At 69.6% G+C, this 16,372-nt stretch carries 15 protein-coding genes; 6 read left to right on the top strand and 9 right to left on the bottom strand.

All coding sequences use genetic code 11. From position 1 onward, the window contains the following. Nucleotides 1-10: 10 nt before the first annotated feature. The 3 genes from OUA97_RS18785 to OUA97_RS18775 are packed head-to-tail and all read left to right on the top strand — an operon-like array spanning nucleotide 11 to nucleotide 5,751. Complete coding sequence (locus OUA97_RS18785) at nucleotides 11-1,183, top strand: efflux RND transporter periplasmic adaptor subunit (RefSeq protein ID WP_267233562.1); 1,173 nt, start codon at nucleotides 11-13, stop codon at nucleotides 1,181-1,183. Nucleotides 1,184-1,202: 19 nt separating this feature from the next. After that, nucleotides 1,203-4,364, top strand: coding sequence for an efflux RND transporter permease subunit (locus OUA97_RS18780; RefSeq protein ID WP_267233561.1), 3,162 nt, complete (start codon nucleotides 1,203-1,205; stop codon nucleotides 4,362-4,364). Next, a complete protein-coding gene (locus OUA97_RS18775; protein ID WP_267233560.1) occupies nucleotides 4,357-5,751 on the top strand; it encodes an efflux transporter outer membrane subunit in 1,395 nt (464 codons plus the stop codon). The genes OUA97_RS18780 and OUA97_RS18775 overlap by 8 nt, the downstream gene beginning before the upstream one ends. Before the next feature lie 58 nt (nucleotides 5,752-5,809). Here OUA97_RS18775 and OUA97_RS18770 read toward each other — a convergent pair whose 3' ends face one another. Both OUA97_RS18770 and OUA97_RS18765 read right to left on the bottom strand, forming a co-directional pair. After that, nucleotides 5,810-6,361 carry a carboxymuconolactone decarboxylase family protein gene (locus tag OUA97_RS18770; RefSeq protein ID WP_267233559.1) on the bottom strand — a complete coding sequence of 184 codons (552 nt, stop codon included), beginning with the start codon at nucleotides 6,359-6,361 and terminating at the stop codon, nucleotides 5,810-5,812. Between the two features lie 48 nt (nucleotides 6,362-6,409). Then, the gene (locus OUA97_RS18765; RefSeq protein WP_267233558.1) at nucleotides 6,410-6,937 is read right to left on the bottom strand and encodes a VOC family protein; all 528 of its coding nucleotides are present in this window, start codon (nucleotides 6,935-6,937) and stop codon (nucleotides 6,410-6,412) included. Nucleotides 6,938-7,065: 128 nt separating this feature from the next. On the opposite strand from OUA97_RS18765, the gene OUA97_RS18760 reads away from it, so the two are divergent. Further along, nucleotides 7,066-7,716 (top strand): TetR/AcrR family transcriptional regulator, encoded by a 651-nt coding sequence (locus tag OUA97_RS18760; protein ID WP_267233557.1) that lies wholly within the window; start codon nucleotides 7,066-7,068, stop codon nucleotides 7,714-7,716. A gap of 99 nt (nucleotides 7,717-7,815) precedes the next feature. Beyond that, nucleotides 7,816-8,625, top strand: coding sequence for a class I SAM-dependent methyltransferase (locus tag OUA97_RS18755; protein ID WP_267233556.1), 810 nt, complete (start codon nucleotides 7,816-7,818; stop codon nucleotides 8,623-8,625). 36 nt (nucleotides 8,626-8,661) lie between these two features. On the opposite strand, the gene OUA97_RS18750 is transcribed toward OUA97_RS18755, so the two are convergent. The 7 genes from OUA97_RS18750 to OUA97_RS18720 all read right to left on the bottom strand — a co-directional run bounded on the left by OUA97_RS18750 (nucleotide 8,662) and on the right by OUA97_RS18720 (nucleotide 14,779). Then, nucleotides 8,662-9,642 (bottom strand): NAD(P)H-dependent flavin oxidoreductase, encoded by a 981-nt coding sequence (locus OUA97_RS18750; protein ID WP_267233555.1) that lies wholly within the window; start codon nucleotides 9,640-9,642, stop codon nucleotides 8,662-8,664. Nucleotides 9,643-9,760: 118 nt separating this feature from the next. Then, entirely contained in the window at nucleotides 9,761-11,377 is a 1,617-nt protein-coding gene (locus OUA97_RS18745) for a long-chain fatty acid--CoA ligase (protein WP_267233554.1), read from the bottom strand. Nucleotides 11,378-11,616: 239 nt separating this feature from the next. After that, the gene (locus OUA97_RS18740; RefSeq protein ID WP_267233553.1) at nucleotides 11,617-12,840 is read right to left on the bottom strand and encodes an acyl-CoA dehydrogenase family protein; all 1,224 of its coding nucleotides are present in this window, start codon (nucleotides 12,838-12,840) and stop codon (nucleotides 11,617-11,619) included. A 4-nt stretch (nucleotides 12,841-12,844) separates the two neighbouring features. Continuing rightward, the gene (locus tag OUA97_RS18735; RefSeq protein ID WP_267233552.1) at nucleotides 12,845-13,135 is read right to left on the bottom strand and encodes a putative quinol monooxygenase; all 291 of its coding nucleotides are present in this window, start codon (nucleotides 13,133-13,135) and stop codon (nucleotides 12,845-12,847) included. Nucleotides 13,136-13,208: 73 nt separating this feature from the next. Next, nucleotides 13,209-13,676 carry a GNAT family N-acetyltransferase gene (locus tag OUA97_RS18730; RefSeq protein ID WP_267233551.1) on the bottom strand — a complete coding sequence of 156 codons (468 nt, stop codon included), beginning with the start codon at nucleotides 13,674-13,676 and terminating at the stop codon, nucleotides 13,209-13,211. 11 nt (nucleotides 13,677-13,687) lie between these two features. Next, a complete protein-coding gene (locus OUA97_RS18725; protein ID WP_267233550.1) occupies nucleotides 13,688-13,981 on the bottom strand; it encodes a hypothetical protein in 294 nt (97 codons plus the stop codon). Nucleotides 13,982-14,083: 102 nt separating this feature from the next. Beyond that, the gene (locus tag OUA97_RS18720) at nucleotides 14,084-14,779 is read right to left on the bottom strand and encodes a J domain-containing protein (RefSeq protein WP_267233549.1); all 696 of its coding nucleotides are present in this window, start codon (nucleotides 14,777-14,779) and stop codon (nucleotides 14,084-14,086) included. A gap of 70 nt (nucleotides 14,780-14,849) precedes the next feature. Here OUA97_RS18720 and OUA97_RS18715 point away from each other — a divergent pair. Beyond that, a partial coding sequence (locus OUA97_RS18715) for a hydantoinase/oxoprolinase family protein (RefSeq protein ID WP_323690990.1) occupies nucleotides 14,850-16,372 on the top strand: 1,523 nt, incomplete at its 3' end.

Below are 16,372 nucleotides of genomic sequence, written 5' to 3'. Positions count from 1 at the left end.
GGGGGCGACCATGGTCGGTAGTCATCCACGCTGCGCCTCGCGGGTCCTCGCCCTTGCCGCCGTCACAGGCCTGGTGGTGCTGGCCGGGTGCGGACGCGGCGGCCAGCCGGCCGGCGCGCCGCCGCCGATGGAGGTCGACGCCGTCGTCCTCACGCCGCGCACAGTCGACGAGATCGTCGAGCTTCCCGGCCGGGTCGAGGCGGTGCGCACGGCCGACGTCCGCGCCCGCGTCGACGGCATCGTCGAGCGGCGGCTCTACGCTGAGGGCACCGACGTGCGCGAAGGCGCCCCGCTGTTCGCCATCGACCCCCGCGAGAAGCGCGCCAGCGAGGCCAGCGCCCGCGCCGCGCTGCAACGCGCCCAGGCGACCCTGGCCAATGCGCGCAAGGATCTCGCCCGCTACACCCCGCTCGTCCAGCGCAAGGCGATCAGCGCCCAGGAGTTCGACGCCGCCCAGGCCGCCGTCCGCCAGGGTGAGGCCGATGTCGCCTCGGCCGATGCCGCGCTCGAAAAGGCCAAGCTCGACCTCAGCTACACCACCGTCACCGCCCCGATCGGCGGCCGCGTCGGCCGCGCCGAGGTGACCGAAGGCGCGCTGGTGTCGGCGTCCCAGGCCACGCTGCTGACGAGGGTCGAGCAGCTGAGCCCGATCTATGTCCGCTTCTCTCTGCCCAACGCCGAAATCCTGGAGCTGCGCCGCCGCGCCGCCGCCGCCAAGCTCGCCCTGCCGCAGTTGGACCGGGTCGAGGTCCGGCTGGTGCTCGAGGACGGCAGCGCCTATGGCCCGGTCGGGCACCTCAACTTCCTCGACCAGGCGGTCGACCCGTCAACGGGCGGCCTGCTTCTGCGCGCGGAGTTTCCCAATCCGGAGCGCGAACTGCTGCCCGGCCAGTTCGTCCGCGCGCGGCTGGCCGGCGCCCCCAATCCCAATGCCCTGACCGTGCCGCAGCGGGCGGTGCAGATGTCGGGCGAGAAGGCCAGCGTCATGGTCGTGGCCGCCGACGGATCCGCCGCGGCCCGTCCGGTGGAGCTGGGCGCCATGATCGGCGACCAGTTCGTCGTCGTCTCCGGCCTCAAGCCCGGCGAGCGGGTGATCACCGACGGCCTCCAGAAGATCAGGCCCGGCCAGAAGGTGACGCTGGCCAAGCCCAAGGCCGCGCCCGCCCCGGCCGCAAAGCCTTAGGACCGGGGAAGGGCGGGCCATGAACAGCAGCTTCTTCGCCCATCGCCCGGTCTTCGCCTGGGTCATCGCCCTGGGAATCCTGCTGGCCGGCCTGATCGCCCTACGCACGCTGCCGATCGAGCAGTACCCGACCGTCGCCCCGCCGTCGCTCACCCTGTCGGTCACCTATCCCGGCGCCGACGCCGCCACCCTCGACCAGAACGTCACCTCGGTGATCGAGAAGGAGATGAACGGCGTCCCCGGCTTTCTCTACATGGAGGCGACCAGCCGCTCGAACGGCACCGCCTCGCTGACCGTCACCTTCAGGTCCGGAACCGATATCAACGTCGCCCAGATGGAGGTCCAGAACCGGCTCAGCCGGGTCGAGCCGCGCCTGCCCGAGGAGGTCCGCCGCCAGGGGGTGCAGGTCAACGCCGCCAACACCGGCTTCCTCATGCTGGTCGCGCTGACGTCGAAGACAGGCCGCACCGACACGCTGGGACTCGGCGACTTCGCCGCCAACAGCGTCGTCGATGAATTGCGGCGCGTGTCGGGGGTCGGCGACGTGCGGCTGTTCGGGACCCAGTACGCCATGCGCATCTGGCTCGATCCGCAGAAGCTGGCCGGCTACGGCCTCTCGGCCTCCGAGGTTCTCGCCGCGGTCCAGGAGCAGAACAGTCAGACGGCCGGCGGCAGCCTCGGCGACCAGCCCACCGCCGGCAAGACCCAGCTCAACGCCACCGTCATCACCCAGAACCGCTTCACCGCCCCCGAGCAGTTCCGCCAGATCATCCTGCGCGCCAATCCCGATGGTTCGACCATCCACCTCGGCGACGTAGCGCGGGTCGAGCTGGGCGCCGACAACTATCTCACCGGGTCGACCCTCAACGGGGCCACCATGGCCGGCATCGGCATCCAGCTGGCCTCGGGCGCCAACGCCCTGGCCACCGCCGAAGGGGTCCGCGCCCGGCTCGACGAGCTGTCGCGCACCTTCCCCGAGGACATCGCCTGGTCGACGCCCTACGACACCACGCCCTTCATCCGCGCATCGGTCGACGAGGTGGTGAAGACCCTGATCGAGGCGATGGTCCTGGTCTTCATCGTCATGTTCCTGTTCCTGCAGAACTGGCGGGCCACCCTGATCCCGACCATCGTCGTCCCCGTGGCCCTGGCCGGCGCCTGCTTCGGCCTGCTGGTCTTCAACTATTCGATCAACATCCTGTCGCTGTTCGGGATGGTGGTCGCGATCGGCATCCTGGTCGACGACGCGATCGTGGTGGTCGAGAACGTCGAGCGCATCATGGCCGAGGAGGGCCTGTCCCCGCGCGAGGCGACGGTGAAGGCGATGGGCCAGATCACCTCGGCGATTATCGGCATCACCCTGGTGTTGATGACCGTTTTCCTGCCGATGGCGTTCTTTCCGGGCACCTCCGGCGGCATCTATCGGCAGTTCTCGGTCACCCTGGCGGTGTCGATCGGCTTTTCGGCGCTGCTGGCGCTCACCCTGACGCCGGCTCTCTGCGCGACCCTGATCAAGCCGCATCGGGCGCATGGCGCGCCGCGCAACGCCGTCTTCGCCTTCGTCGACCGCCTGCTGGGCGGCTTCAACCGCGGCTTCACGACGGTCACCCACCGCTACGAGGCCGGGGTCGGCCGGATCCTCAGCGCGCCGCTGCGCTGGCTGGCGGTGTTCGTGATGGCGGTGCTGCTTACCGGCCTGCTCTACATGCGCCTGCCCGGCGGCTTCCTGCCCTCCGAGGACCAGGGCGTGATGCTGGTCACCATCGACGCCCCGCCCGGCGCCACCGCCCAGCGGACCCAGGCGGCGATCGACGAGGCCAGCGCCTTCTTCAAGGCCCAGCCCGAAGTGCGCAACATCGTGATGATCCACGGCTTCAACTTCTTCGGCCAGGGTCAGAACGCCGCCATGGGCTTCATCGCCCTGCATCCGTGGGAGGAGCGGTCCGGCGCCGCCCACAGCGTCGACGCGCTCAGCGCCCGCGCCATGGCCGCGCTCTCCGGGGTCAAGAGCGCCAACATCTTCGCCCTCAACCCGCCGCCGATCCCGGCGCTCGGAACCTCCAGCGGCTTCAGCATGAAGATCCAGAACCGCGGCGGCGCCGACGCCGCGGCCCTGACCGCGGCCCGCGACCAGGTGCTGGCCGAGGCCTCGCGCAATCCGCTGCTGGTCGGCGTCCGTCCCGAGGGTCAGCCTGACGCGCCGCAGCTATATCTCGACATCGACCGGGTCCGCGCCCGCGCCCTGGGGGTGGCCATCGGCGACATCAACAACACCCTGTCGATCGCGTTGGCCTCGTCCTACGCCAACGACTTCACCCACAGCGGGGCCATCGCCCGGGTGCTGATCCAGTCCTCGGCCGAACAGCGCATGACCCCGGAGAACCTGCTCAATCTCCAGGTCCGCAACTCCGGCGGCCAGATGGTCCCGTTCTCCGCCTTCAGCCGCACCAAATGGACCGCAGGACCGCCCCAGCTCCAGCGCTACAACGGCTATCCCTCCCTCACCATCTCCGGCGCCGCCGCCCCCGGCCAGTCCAGCGGCGCGGCGCTGGCCGAGATGGAGAAGATCGCCGACCGCGTCCTGCCCGCCGGCTTCGGTTACGAGTGGACCGGCATCGCCTTCGAGGAAAAGCAGGCCGGCGCCCAGGTCGCGGCCCTGCTGGCGCTGTCGATGCTGATCGTCTTCCTGGTGCTGGCCGCGCTTTATGAGAGCTGGCCGATCCCGCTTTCGGTGCTGCTGGGCGTGCCGATCGGGGTGATGGGCGCGGTGCTGCTGACCCTGCTGCGCGGTCTGTCGGCCGACATCTATTTCAACGTCGGCCTGATCACGATCATCGGGCTGTCGGCCAAGAACGCCATCCTGATCGTCGAGTTCGCCATCGAGCAGGAAGAGGCCGGCATGGGCGCCCGCCAGGCCATCCTGGAAGCCGCCCGCCTGCGCCTGCGCCCCATCGTCATGACCTCGCTCGCCTTCATTCTCGGCATGGTGCCGCTGTTCACGGCCAGCGGCGCCGGCGCGGCCAGCCGTCAGGCGGTCGGCACCGGGGTGATCGGCGGCATGATCGCGGTCACCCTGCTCGGAGTCTTCCTCACGCCGCTGTTCTACCTCTCGGCCCGTCGCTGGCTGACCCGCGGTCGCCTGCACTCGGGCGAGCCCCCGCAGGAGCCGCCCCATGCGTAGCTGGCCGCTGCTGCTTGCCCTGGCGCTCGGCGCCTGCTCCCTGGCCCCGCGTTACGAGCAGCCGGTCCCGCCGGTCGCCGAGACCTTCCCGTCCTACAGCGTGACGCCGGACGGCGCCGTAAAGGCGCCCCAACTCAGCTGGCGCGACTTTTTCAACGACGCGCGCCTGGAAGTCGTCATCGCCAAGGCGCTGGCCAACAACCGCGACCTCGCCGTTTCGGTCGCCCAGGTCGAGCAGGCCCGCGCCCAGTACCGCATCGCCCGCTCGGCCCAGCTGCCCAATGTCGGCCTCGAGGGGACCGGCGCGCGAGCCCGCCAGCCCGGCGACGTCACCGCGACCGGCCTGCCGATCACGGCCGAATCCTACGACCTGGACCTCGGCATATCGGCCTTCGAGCTCGACTTCTGGGGGCGGGTCCGCAACCTCTCCGACGCCGCCCGCTACCGCTACCTGGCCAGCGTCGAGGGCCAGCGCGCCTTCCGCCTTTCGCTGATCCGCCAGGTCGCCATCGCCTACATGACCCTGCGCGAGAACGGCGAGCGCATCGCCCTGGCCGAACGCACCCTCGCCTCGCGGCGCGAGGGGCTCGAGATCGCCCGCCTGCGGCTGGAGGCCGGCGTCACCTCCTCGGCCGACTACGACCAATCGGTGTCCCTGCTGACCGACGCCCAGACCCAGCTGGCCGAGCTGCGCCGGACTGAGGCCGTCGCCATCAACCTGCTCACCGTCCTGATCGGCGGCCCGGTCGACACCTCGACCCTGCCCCGGGCCCTCCCGCTGGCTGAGCAGCAGATGTTCGACCGTCTCGACGTCGGCCTGCCCTCCGACCTGCTGGTTAACCGCCCCGACATCATGCAGGCCGAGGCCCAGCTGCGCGCGGCCAACGCCGACATCGGCGCGGCCCGCGCCGCCTACTTCCCGCGGATCTCGCTGACCGGGGCGACCGGCTACGCCTCGCGCGAACTCAACGACCTGGTCGGGTCCGACCGCCAGTCCTGGAGCTACGGCGCCGGGATCGTCCTGCCGCTGCTGGACTGGGGCGCCCGCCGCGGCCAGCTCGACGCCGCCCGCGCCCAGCGCGACATCGCCGCGGCCACCTACCAGCGCACTGTGCAGGGCGCGTTCCAGGACGTCGCCGACGCCCTGGCCGGCCGACGCTACATCGCCGACCAGATCACCGCCCAGGAACTCGCCGTCGCCGCCCAGGAGCGCCTCGCCGAGACCGCCCGTCTGCGCTACGCCAACGGCATCGCCATCTACCTCGAAGTGCTCGACGCCGAACGCAACCTGTTCTCGGCCCAGCAGTCGCTGCTGCAGCTGCGCGGCGCCAACCTCCGCAACCAGGTGTCGCTCTACATCGCGCTCGGCGGCGGCCAGACCGACTGAAGCCCTGACAGCGCCGCCATCGCCGCCGTGACGACGGCGACCTTGCCCGCCAGCCCGCTCACGCGCTCGCTCCCTGCGTCTTGCGCCCGTCCGGCTTGGGGAACAGGTCGTGCGGCTCGATCTCGACCTCGAAGACGTTCAGGAAGTTGCTGACCAGCTGGTAGAAGCCGACCGTCATCACGAAGTCGGCGAACCCGTTGGCGTCTAGGATTTTCAGCCCCTCGGCGCGCTCGCCGGAGTTCAGGGTGTGGCGCTCCACCAGCGCGTCGGTCAGGCGCAGTATGGTCTTCTCGTCCTCCGACAGGCTCGACTGGTCCGCGCCGACCGCGCAAGCGGCCAGTTGGGCGTCGTTCAGGCCCATCAGCCGTCCGATCTGCTCGTGCTGATGAACTTCATAGGGCGAGTTGTAGAGCCGCCCGACCCGGATGATCGCCAGCTCGCGCCAGGTCGCCGGCCACGTCTTGCTCCACATCGCCGCGTCGGCCAGGGCGGTGAACCCCGGCGCCATGTTCGGCGAGTGCATCAGCATCTTGTAGACGTTGGCCTCGCGCTTGCCGGCCAGGATCTCCTTGAGCTCGGGCGACAGGTTTTGCAGATCGGGATAGTTCATTGCGGCCCCTCCGGCGCGGCTGTCAGGACGATTTTTCCGAAGTGCCGGTCACTTGAACGTCCGGATCGGATTGGCGCCGTCCCAGCCCTCGGCGACCTTGCGGATGTGCTCGAAGGTGCGGCCCTTCGTGCCGCTGATGTCGGAGATTTCGACAATCGTGCCCGGATGCGCCTGAGTGTCGAAATAGGCGAACCGGCCCTGCTCGCCGCCGATCGCGCCTTCGTGGCCGACCACGTAGCCCAGCGACAACGCCTTGTCGTAGAGGCCCTGATAGTCGTGGGTCCAGTAGGACATGTGCTGCAGGCCCTCGAGGCCCGCATCGAGGAATTCCTTGTACATCGACGGCGCATCGTTGCGCTGCTGGATCAGCTCGATCTGCAGGTCGCCGGAATTGGCCAGCGCGATCGACATCTTCACGTCCGAGGCGACCCCCCGGTGCTTGAACCAGTCGGTCTTGACGTCCTCGATGTAGAACCAGGGCCCGACGCCCATGACCTCGATCCAGTGCTTCATCGCCGCCTCGATGTCGCGGACCACGTAGCCATTCTGGCAGACCTTCCCGAATACCCGGCTCATGCTTCCTCCTGGCTCCTCCGCCCGCGGCGCGGCGGCCGCCCCGCCCCTGCGGGCGTTTTCGGCGACCGATCGTCCGCCTCGTTGAAATCACTCGTAACGAACGTTCGTTCGTCCCACAAGATCGATTGTTGAACCGGGCGGTTTCGGCGTACCACCGGGCCATGCAGGTGTTGGACAGGGCTGAAGAAGGCACGACCCGGCGGCGGATCATGGACGCCGCGCTCGAGCTGTTCGCCCAGCATGGCTACGCCGGAACCTCGATGCGGATGCTGGCCCGCGCCGCCGGCCTGCGCGAGAGCAGCCTCTACAACCACTTTGCCGGCAAGGACGACCTCTACAACGCCCTGATCGCCCAATGGGGACCGGCCGAGTTCGTCCAGCGCCTGCAGAGCCCCGAATACCGCGCCCTGGCCGACGATCCGCCGGCCTTCTTCCGGCTCTGCGGCCGGCATCTGGTCGATCGCTGGATCGACCCGCGCGAGCATCGCTACATGGCCATGATCAGCAAGGAAGGACCCGGCGGTCCAGGCCAGCAGCGGTTCAACCAGGCCCTGTACCGCGATGAGATCCAGCTGCTCGCCGACTACTGCGCCCACTTCGCCCAAGCTCACGGCCTGGTCGCGCCCGACCCGCGCGAAACCGCGCGGATGTTCGCCGCCGGCCTCACCCTGATCCGTCGCGAGCACTTCACCACCTCGGCCGAGATGCCGCCCCGACCGCAGGTCGACGCCGCCGTTGCGCGGTTCATCGACAACTTCATCGGCACGGTCCTGCGCTGAGGCGCCAGGCTCGCCCGCCCGCCTCCTGCGGTACACGCCCGATGGCGTGAACGCTCCGAAGATAGTATCGATAACGGCGTTATCTCGGAGCATCGTAAAATGAATGCAAACAAGGCTCTGTGGGAAAAGGGCGACTTCACGCGCCTGGCCTCCACCATGCGTGAAAGCGGTGATGAAGTGGTCGCCGGCCTCGACGTCGGCGCGGGGATGGACGTCCTCGACCTCGGCTGCGGCGACGGCACCACCGCCCTGCCCTCGGCGCAGCGAGGCGCCAACGTGCTCGGCGTCGATATCGCCTCCAACCTGGTGGCCGCGGGCCGCGAGCGGGCCAAGGCCGCGGGCCTGTCGAATCTGCGCTTCGAGGAGGGCGACGCCTCCAACCTCGAAGGCCTCGCCGACGACAGCTTCGACCTCGTGGTCAGCATGTTCGGGGCGATGTTCGCCCCACGCCCCTTCGATGTCGCGCGCGAGATGGTGCGCGTCACCCGACCTGGCGGGCGCATCGTGATGGGCAACTGGATTCCGGGCGACCCGACCCTAATCGCCAAGATCCTGCAGACCAGCGCAGCCTACACGCCGCCGCCGCCCGAGGGCTTCGTCAGCCCGGTCACCTGGGGTCTGGAGGACAATGTCCGCGAACGGTTCGGGCAGGCCGGCGTAGCCGCCGACCGCATCAGCTGCGAGCGGGCGACCTACACCTTCCGCCACCCCGGCTCGCCCGACAGTTTCCTGGCGGTGTTCCGCGACTACTACGGGCCGACGATGAACGCCTTCGCCGCCGCCAGGGACGACGGCCGTGAGGCGCAGTTGCAGTCCGAGCTCTCGGCCCTGTTCGAAAGCCAGAACCGCGGCGACGCCGGACGGACGGAGATCCCGGCCACCTTCCTCAAGGTGACCGTCGCGGTCTGAGGACCGCCTCCGCCCATCCTGCTCGGCTCCAGCCTGCTAGGCGGTCTGGAGCCGGCGGGCGCTGCGCTCAAGCACCTCCTCGGCCTGGCGCATGATGTTGCGCACCAGTTCGGCCGCGGTCGGGATGTCGTGGATCAGGCCCTGGCTTTGGCCGACCGTCCAGATGCCGTCGTCGGTGTCGCCCTTGCCCATGACGTTCGTCCGGCCACGGACACCGGCGACCAGGTGGCGCACGTCCTCGATGGTCTTGGTCGGGTCCTGCTGGATGCGCACGACTTCCTCGGATACCGCGTTGCGCGCCACCCGGCTGGTGTTGCGCAGGGTGCGGTTGGTCAGCAGCGTGTCGCGCTCGGTGTTCTCGACGATCTTCTTCTTCACGTTCTCATGGATGGCGCATTCCTGCGTGGCCATGAAGCGGGTGCCCATGTTGACGCCCTCGGCGCCCAGCGCCAGCGCCGCGGCCAGGCTGCGGCCGTCGGCCATGCCGCCCGAGGCGATGACCGGAATGTCGACCGCATCGACCGTCGCCGGCAGCAGCACCACCAGGCCGACGTCGTCTTCACCCGGGTGCCCAGCGCACTCGAAGCCGTCGATCGAGATGACGTCCACGCCGTGCTTGGCGGCGGTCACCGAGTGGCGGACCGAGGTGCACTTGTGGATCACCTTGACCCCCGCCTCCTTGAAGGCCGGCAGGTGTTCGGTCGGATTGCGGCCGGCGGTCTCGACGATCTTGATCCCGGACTCGATGATCGCGTGCCGGTACTCGTCATAGGGGATCGGGTTGAGCGACGGCAGCAGGGTCAGGTTCACGCCGAACGGCTTGTCGGTCAGCTCGCGGCAGCGCTTGATCTCTTCCCACAGCGCCTCGGCGGTGGGCGAATGGTGCGCGGTGATGAAGCCCAGGGCCCCGGCGTTGGCGACCGCGGCGACCAGCGGCGCATAGCCCACCCCGGTCATCCCCCCCATGATAAGCGGCGTTTCGACACCGAACATCTCGGTAATGCGGGTCTTGATCATGGCGCTCCTCCCTGTTCGCCTTCTTTGTTGCCCCCAGCCCTAGAGGAAGCAGCACGCGGGGCCAAGGCGGCAAACGCCCATATGGCCCGATCGCGCCTGGGCGTCCCCCCAGTGGCGGTCAGGTCGATCGGCTGTCGGTCAGGCGCCCGCGGTAGGCCTCGCGCAGCACCTTCTTGTCGATCTTGCCGGTGGCGGTCAGCGGGACCTTGGCGAACACCACGTCGTCCGGCATCCACCACTTGGCGATCCGCGGCGCGAGGTAGTCCCGCATCTGCTCGGCCGTGACGTCGGCGCCGTCATGAGCCTCCACGATCAGGACCGGGCGCTCCTCCCACTTGGGATGCGGCGCGCCGACGACCGCGGCGATCTTAACCCCCGGACAGCCGACCGCGACGTTCTCAAGGTCGATCGAACTGATCCACTCGCCGCCCGACTTGATGACGTCCTTGGTCCGGTCGGTGATCCGCATGAAGCCGTTGGCGTCGATCGTGGCGACGTCGCCGGTGTCGAACCAGCCGTCCGGTCCGGCCGCGTCCTGTTCCTGGCGGAAGTAGCGCTGCACCACCCAGGGCCCGCGCACCTGCAGGGCGCCGGGAGTCTCGCCGTCCCAGGCCAGCGCCTGGCCGTCCTCGCCGACGATCCGCAGCTCGACCCCGAACTGCAGCCGCCCCTGGCGCGACCAGATCGCTTCCTGCATCTCCGCCTCGCCCAGGGCGGCCAGCGCCGGCGTCGGCGAGGAGATGACGCCCATCGGCGCGGTCTCGGTCATCCCCCAGATCTGCAGGGTGTCGACGCCGTAGCGGGTCTTCAGCGCCTCGGCCATGGCGCGCGGCACCGCCGACCCGCCGATCATCACCCGCTTCAGGGCGCCGGGCGTCTCACCGGTCTGCTCCAGGTGCGCCAGGTACATGGTCCAGATCGTCGGCACGCCGCCGGTGAAGGTGACGCCCTCCTGGGCGATCAGCTCCTGCAGGCTGGCGCCGTCCATCTTGTCGGCCGGCAGCACCAGCTTGGCGCCGCACATCGGGGCCACGAACGGCAGGCCCCAGGCGGTGGCGTGGTAGAGCGACGAACAGGGCATCACCACGTCGAAGGCGGTGAAGCCGAACGCCGCGTTCAGCGCCGCGCCCATCGCGTGCAGCACCACCGCGCGGTGGGAATAGAGCACGCCCTTCGGGTCGCCCGTCGTGCCCGAGGTGTAGCAGAGGAAGGCCCCGGCGTTCTCGTCGAAGGCGGGCCAGTCGAAGCCGTCGCTCTCGGCGGCGATCAGGTCTTCATAGCAAAGCGCGCCGGCCATCGGCTGCGCGGTCAGGCTGACCAGCGTCCGCACCGTCGCCAGTTGCGGCGCCAGACGCTCCACCACCGGCGCCAGGTTGCGCTCGAACAGCAGCACCCCGCTCTCGGCGTGATTGACGGTGTAGGCGATCTGCTCGTCGAACAGCCGCGGGTTGGCGGTGTGCAGGATCGCGCCGATGCCGGTGACCGCGTAGAACAGCTCCAGGTGCCGGTGGGTGTTCCAGGCCAGCGAGGTCACCCGGTCGCCGGGCTTCACGCCCAGCCGCAGCAGGGCCTTGGCCGCACGCTCCACCCGCTTGGCGAAGCCGGCGTAGTCATAGCGCCAGATCGGCTCCTCGATCTGGCGCGAGACGATCTCGCGGCCGGCATGCGCCTGCTGCGCATAGCGAAGGATGCTGGCGATCTGCAGCTGCGCCGGCTGCATCAGACCCGGGACCATCGGCGTTTCCTCCACTGGCGCGCCGGCTGCTTTGGCCGCGCGCGTTATTCGTCACACACGATCAATTCTAGTTATAGGTCGCCCGGACAGCCCCCTCCAGCAGCGCCTTGCGCGCGTCGACGGACCGCTTCGCCACATGTGTCGGGCGCGCCAGGGCCTGGCGCCCTTGGAGCCACGGAGTTCGCCCGTTCATGGACTTCGGGAGGTGCAGCTCAGCCGCAACCTCCCGAGTTCGCCCGCTACAGGCCCAGCACCATCTTGGCCATGATGTTGTGCTGGATTTCGTTCGACCCCGCATAGATCGAGGTCTTGCGGTAGTTGAAGTATGTCGGGGCGAGCGTCGCCGCATAGTCCGGCCCGGCCCGCGGCTCGTTGCGCTCACCGCGGATCTCGGCCCAGGTGTCGCGCACGAACGGCTGGGCGTAGATGCCCGCCGCCTCCAGGGCCAGCTCGGTCACCGCCTGTTGGGCCTGGCTGCCCTCGAGCTTCAGCATGGAGGACGCCGCCCCCATCGCCTCGCCCGAGGTCCGCGCCGAGAACATCCGCAGTTCGGTGGCGTTGAGCACGTCGACCTTGATCTGCATCTCGCTGAGCTTCTTGCGGAAGTCAGGATCGTCGATCAGCCGGCCGCCGCCGTCCGACGGCTCCAGGCTGGCGATCTTGCGAACCTTCTGCAGCTGGTTGGTCAGCCCCGCGGCGTACGGATTGCCGCGTTCGAACTGCAGCAGATACTTGGCGTAGGTCCAGCCCTGGCCTTCCTCGCCGATGCGGTTGGCGACCGGAACCCGGACGTTCTCGAAGAACACCTGGTTGATCTCCTGGTCCCCCTCGGGCGGGCCGTCCAGGGTCGGCAGCGGCACGATGGTGATGCCGGGGGTGTTCATCTCCAGCAGCAGGAACGAGATGCCCTTCTGGCGGATATCCTCGTTCGAGGTCCGCACCAGGCAGAACATCCAGTCGGCCCACTGGGCGTAAGTTGTCCAAATTTTTGAACCGTTTAGGACGTAATGATCACCGTCCCTCTCAGCTTTCATGGACAGCGAGGCGAGATCCGACCCCGAGCCCGGCTCGGAGTAGCCCTGGCACCACCAGACGTCGGTCGACAGGATCTTCGGCAGGTGCTGGGCCTTCTGCTCGGGGGTCCCGAACGCCATCACCACCGGTGCGCACATCTTCAACCCCATGTTCGAGGTCGATGGGGCGCCGGCCAGGGCCATCTCCATGTCGAAGATGTACTTCTGGGCGTGGCTCCAGCCCGTGCCGCCGTATTCCTTGGGCCAGTCGGGGGCGATCCAGCCCTTGTCGTTCAGCCGCTTGAGCCAGCGCACCTGGCCGGCCTTGTCGATGTGCGCGTTCTTCGACTGCGCCGAATGGGCGCGCATGTCGTCGTCGAAGGCCTCGGCGATGAACGCCCGCACCTCGTCGCGGAACGCCAGGTCTTCCTTGGAGAATTCGAGATCCATCGCCCTACTCCACGGCGTCGAGATATTCGATTTCCGGACGCCCGCCCATGCAGGGGCCCATCTTGGCGCCGGCGGCCTTGAAGTAGTCGGTGCCGCCGTGAGCCTTCAGGGCGTCCTCGTCCTTGTAGAGCTCCAGCACCTTGTAGACCGTCGGGTCGGTGCGGCTCTTGGTCAGCTGATAGGCGATGTTGCCCGGCTCGTTGGCCCGGACCTGCTTGGCGAGATCGGTGAAGATCGCCTCGAATTCCGCCTGCTTGCCGTCCTGGACCTTGAGGGTCGCCACCACGCCGATCATGCCGTTTCTCCCAACGATTGTTTGAACTCGAACCTAGAGGCGGCGCGGCGCTCGGGCAAGCGGCGACGCAGGGTCAAGCAAGCGGCTTCTCCAGCAGCAGGGTCGTCAGCCCGCTCTCCCACTCCTGGTCCGGATAGGAGTCGATCTCGCGATAGCCAAGCGCGGCGTAGAAGGCGCGCGAGCGGGCGTTGAAGGTGTCGGTTTCCAGCCGCGCCACGGCCTGGCCCGCCGCCGCCATCGCCTGTTCGGCGTGCGTCAGCAGCGCGCGCCCCACGCCCCGGCCCTGGGCCGCGCCGATCACGTGCAGCGCATGGACGAAATCGCCGTCCCAATGGACCATGCCGACGACCTGCTCGCCCTCGACCGCCAGCACGAAGGCCTCGGCCATCGCCTCGACATAGGCCCGGGCCGGCTGCTCGCGGCGGCGTTTGGCCAGGATTTCAGGCCGCAACTGCGGGCCCCAGGTGCTCTCGAAGGTGTCGTCCAGCACCGCGATCACCCCGGCTTCGTCGCCGGGGCGGAAGGGCCTCAAAATGTACATGGAGTCAGGCCCTAGCGGCCCTGGCGCTCGTTCCAGCCGTAGGCCACCCAGTGATGACCGCCCAGATGGCGCGCTTCGATGACGCCGTCGTCGCGACGGGTGGCGCGGGCCTTCTTGGCGCGCAGGGCCAGCCCCGCCAGCGCCAGCAACGCCGAGGCCATGACCGCGATCACCACCACCGTGGCCGCAAAGAAGACGGCGAGCACCGCCCCGACCGCGATAGCGGCGGCGGTGGCCAGAGCCCCTCCGACCGCGGCAAGACCGCGAAGGGTGGACCCGTGCTTCCTGGCGAATTCGCGAACCATGAGCATCCTCAAGGGCGCCGCTTGTTACGGCTAAACGGATAATTCGGTCGGACGATCCCCGACGTCAACGAGAACCGGAAAAAACACGACAAAGTGGCCGCATCATGCCGCCCCTTCGAGCGCCATCGCCCGGCGTTCGCGCATGATGTCGTCAAACGCCGCGTTGATCGCCGCCGACTTGGCTTCGGCGACCTCGATGAATTCGCTGGGCAGGCCGCGGGCGCGGGCGCGGTCGGGGTGCGCCTCGGACAGGGCGGCCTTCCAGACCGCCCGGACCTCGGCGTCCGAGGCGTCGTGCGCGACCTCGAGCACGCCGTAGGGGTCGTCGGCGCCGATGCCCAGGTGCACGGCCTTCAGCCGGCGGAACACCAGCGGCGAGAAGCCGAACAGGTCCGAGACCTGCTCCAGGTAGTCCAGCTCGTCCTGGGTCACCACGCCGTCGGCGGCGGCGATGTGGAACAGCCCGTCGAGCACGTCCTCCAGCAGAGTCGGGCAGCCGGCGTAGCGCTTGGCCAGCCGCCGCGCATAGCTCTCGAAGCCGCGGGTCGTCTGGCGGGCCAGGTCGTACAGGCGATGGATGTTGCGCTCAGAGGCGGCGTCCGGCTGGAACACCTGCGAGAAGGCGTCGAATTCGCCGATGCTGGCGCGCCCGTCGGCCTTGGCCAGCTTCGCGCCCAGCGCAGTGACGGCGGTGGAAAAGGCGGGATCCTCGCCCGGCCGGGTGGCCGGACAATCGGCGCAGTCGCCCGCGTCGGGCTTCTTGACTGCGAGCCCAGCAATGTTGCGCCAGAAGCTCATGGGAGTATCCAAGCTGTAAGGCCCGGCGTCGGTCCTGACAATGCAGATCGCCCCCGCGAAAGGTTACAGTTTGGACAGGCTCTGGAGCTTCTGGATTGATCGCGGCGGCACCTTCACCGACGTGATCGCCCGCGCGGGCGACGGCCAGGAAGTCTCCCTCAAGCTGCTCTCGGCCTCACCCGCCTATGCCGACGCCGCGGTCGAGGCCATGCGCCGCGTGCTGGGCGCCGCGCCCGGCGAACCTTTCCCGGCCGCGCGGGTCCAGGCGATCAAGATGGGCACCACGGTCGCCACCAACGCCCTGCTGGAGCGGGCCGGGGCCAAGACCCTGCTGGTGGTCACCGCGGGCTTCGTCGACGCCCTGGTGATCGGCGACCAGGCGCGCCCCGACCTGTTCGCTCTCAACATCGAGCGGCCGGACCCGCTCTATAGCGGCGTGGTCGAGGCGGCCGAGCGGCTGGCCGCCGACGGCGCGGTGGTCGCACCGCTCGACGAGGCGGCCCTGATGGCCGCCCTCCGCCAGGCCCGGGCCCAAGGCTTCACCTCGGCGGCGATCGCCTTCCTGCACGCCGACCTCAACCCCGCCCACGAGGCCCGCGCCGGCGAACTGGCGCGGGCGGCCGGGTTTTCGTTCGTCGCCCTCAGCCACGAGGTCTCGCCCCTGCCCCGGTTCGTGCCGCGGGCCGAGACCACGGTCGCCGACGCCTATCTGACCCCGATCCTGCAGGCCTATGTCGAGCGGGTGGCCGCGGCGGTCGGGGGCGCGCCGCTCTATTTCATGACCTCGGCCGGCGGCCTGGTGCACGCCCAGGCGTTCCGCGGCCGCGACGCGGTGGTCTCCGGCCCGGCCGGCGGCGTCGTCGGGGTCGCGCGCACGGCCCAGGTCGCCGGCGCCGAGCAGGCGCTGGGCTTCGACATGGGCGGCACCTCGACCGACGTCTGCCGCTACGCCGGCCTGCTGGAGCGCCGCGACAGCGCCAAGGTCGCCGGGGTCAAGCTGCGCAGCCCGATGCTCGATGTCGAGACGGTCGCGGCCGGCGGCGGCTCGATCCTGGCCTTCGATGGCCTGCGCGCCCGGGTCGGGCCGCAGAGCGCCGGCGCCGACCCCGGCCCGGCCGCCTACGGGCGCGGCGGCCCAGCGACCGTCACCGACGCCAACCTGGTGCTCGGCCGTCTCGATCCTCGCTTTTTCCCGGCGATCTTCGGGCCGCACGGCGAGGCCCCGCTGGACGTCGCCGCCGCCCGCGCGGCCTTGCAGACCCTGGCCGACGCCATGGGCGCGGGCAGCCTCGAGGCCGCCGCCGAGGGCTTCGTCGCCATCGCCGTCGAGCAGATGGCGCGGGCCACCGACCGCATCTCCACCGAGCGCGGCTTCGACCCGCGCGACCACGTGTTGACCGCCTTCGGCGGCGCGGCCGGCCAAGTGGCCTGCGAGGTCGCCGAGGCGCTGGGCCCTTCCCAGGTCATCTGCCCGCGCTACGGCAGCGTGCTGTCGGCCTGGGGCATCGGCCAAGCGCAGCTCGCCAGCCTGCGCCAGGTCGGCCTCGGCGCGCGGCTCGACGCCGCCGGGCTGGAACGGGCCGAGGCCGCCGC

The sequence above is a fragment of the Phenylobacterium sp. 58.2.17 genome, assembly GCF_026411515.1.
Classification (GTDB): domain Bacteria; phylum Pseudomonadota; class Alphaproteobacteria; order Caulobacterales; family Caulobacteraceae; genus Phenylobacterium.
Note: the sequence above shows the minus strand (reverse complement) of the source record. Positions and strands in the feature narration are given on the sequence as shown.

Coding starts and splice junctions, on each gene's coding strand:
- OUA97_RS18725 (WP_267233550.1), bottom strand. CDS start 13,981: ATGGTTCGCGAATTCGCCAGGAAGCACGGGTCCACCCTTCGCGGTCTT.
- OUA97_RS18750 (WP_267233555.1), bottom strand. CDS start 9,642: ATGATCAAGACCCGCATTACCGAGATGTTCGGTGTCGAAACGCCGCTT.
- OUA97_RS18720 (WP_267233549.1), bottom strand. CDS start 14,779: ATGAGCTTCTGGCGCAACATTGCTGGGCTCGCAGTCAAGAAGCCCGAC.
- OUA97_RS18755 (WP_267233556.1), top strand. CDS start 7,816: ATGAATGCAAACAAGGCTCTGTGGGAAAAGGGCGACTTCACGCGCCTG.
- OUA97_RS18740 (WP_267233553.1), bottom strand. CDS start 12,840: ATGGATCTCGAATTCTCCAAGGAAGACCTGGCGTTCCGCGACGAGGTG.
- OUA97_RS18730 (WP_267233551.1), bottom strand. CDS start 13,676: ATGTACATTTTGAGGCCCTTCCGCCCCGGCGACGAAGCCGGGGTGATC.
- OUA97_RS18775 (WP_267233560.1), top strand. CDS start 4,357: ATGCGTAGCTGGCCGCTGCTGCTTGCCCTGGCGCTCGGCGCCTGCTCC.
- OUA97_RS18785 (WP_267233562.1), top strand. CDS start 11: ATGGTCGGTAGTCATCCACGCTGCGCCTCGCGGGTCCTCGCCCTTGCC.
- OUA97_RS18765 (WP_267233558.1), bottom strand. CDS start 6,937: ATGAGCCGGGTATTCGGGAAGGTCTGCCAGAATGGCTACGTGGTCCGC.
- OUA97_RS18780 (WP_267233561.1), top strand. CDS start 1,203: ATGAACAGCAGCTTCTTCGCCCATCGCCCGGTCTTCGCCTGGGTCATC.
- OUA97_RS18735 (WP_267233552.1), bottom strand. CDS start 13,135: ATGATCGGCGTGGTGGCGACCCTCAAGGTCCAGGACGGCAAGCAGGCG.
- OUA97_RS18745 (WP_267233554.1), bottom strand. CDS start 11,377: ATGGTCCCGGGTCTGATGCAGCCGGCGCAGCTGCAGATCGCCAGCATC.
- OUA97_RS18770 (WP_267233559.1), bottom strand. CDS start 6,361: ATGAACTATCCCGATCTGCAAAACCTGTCGCCCGAGCTCAAGGAGATC.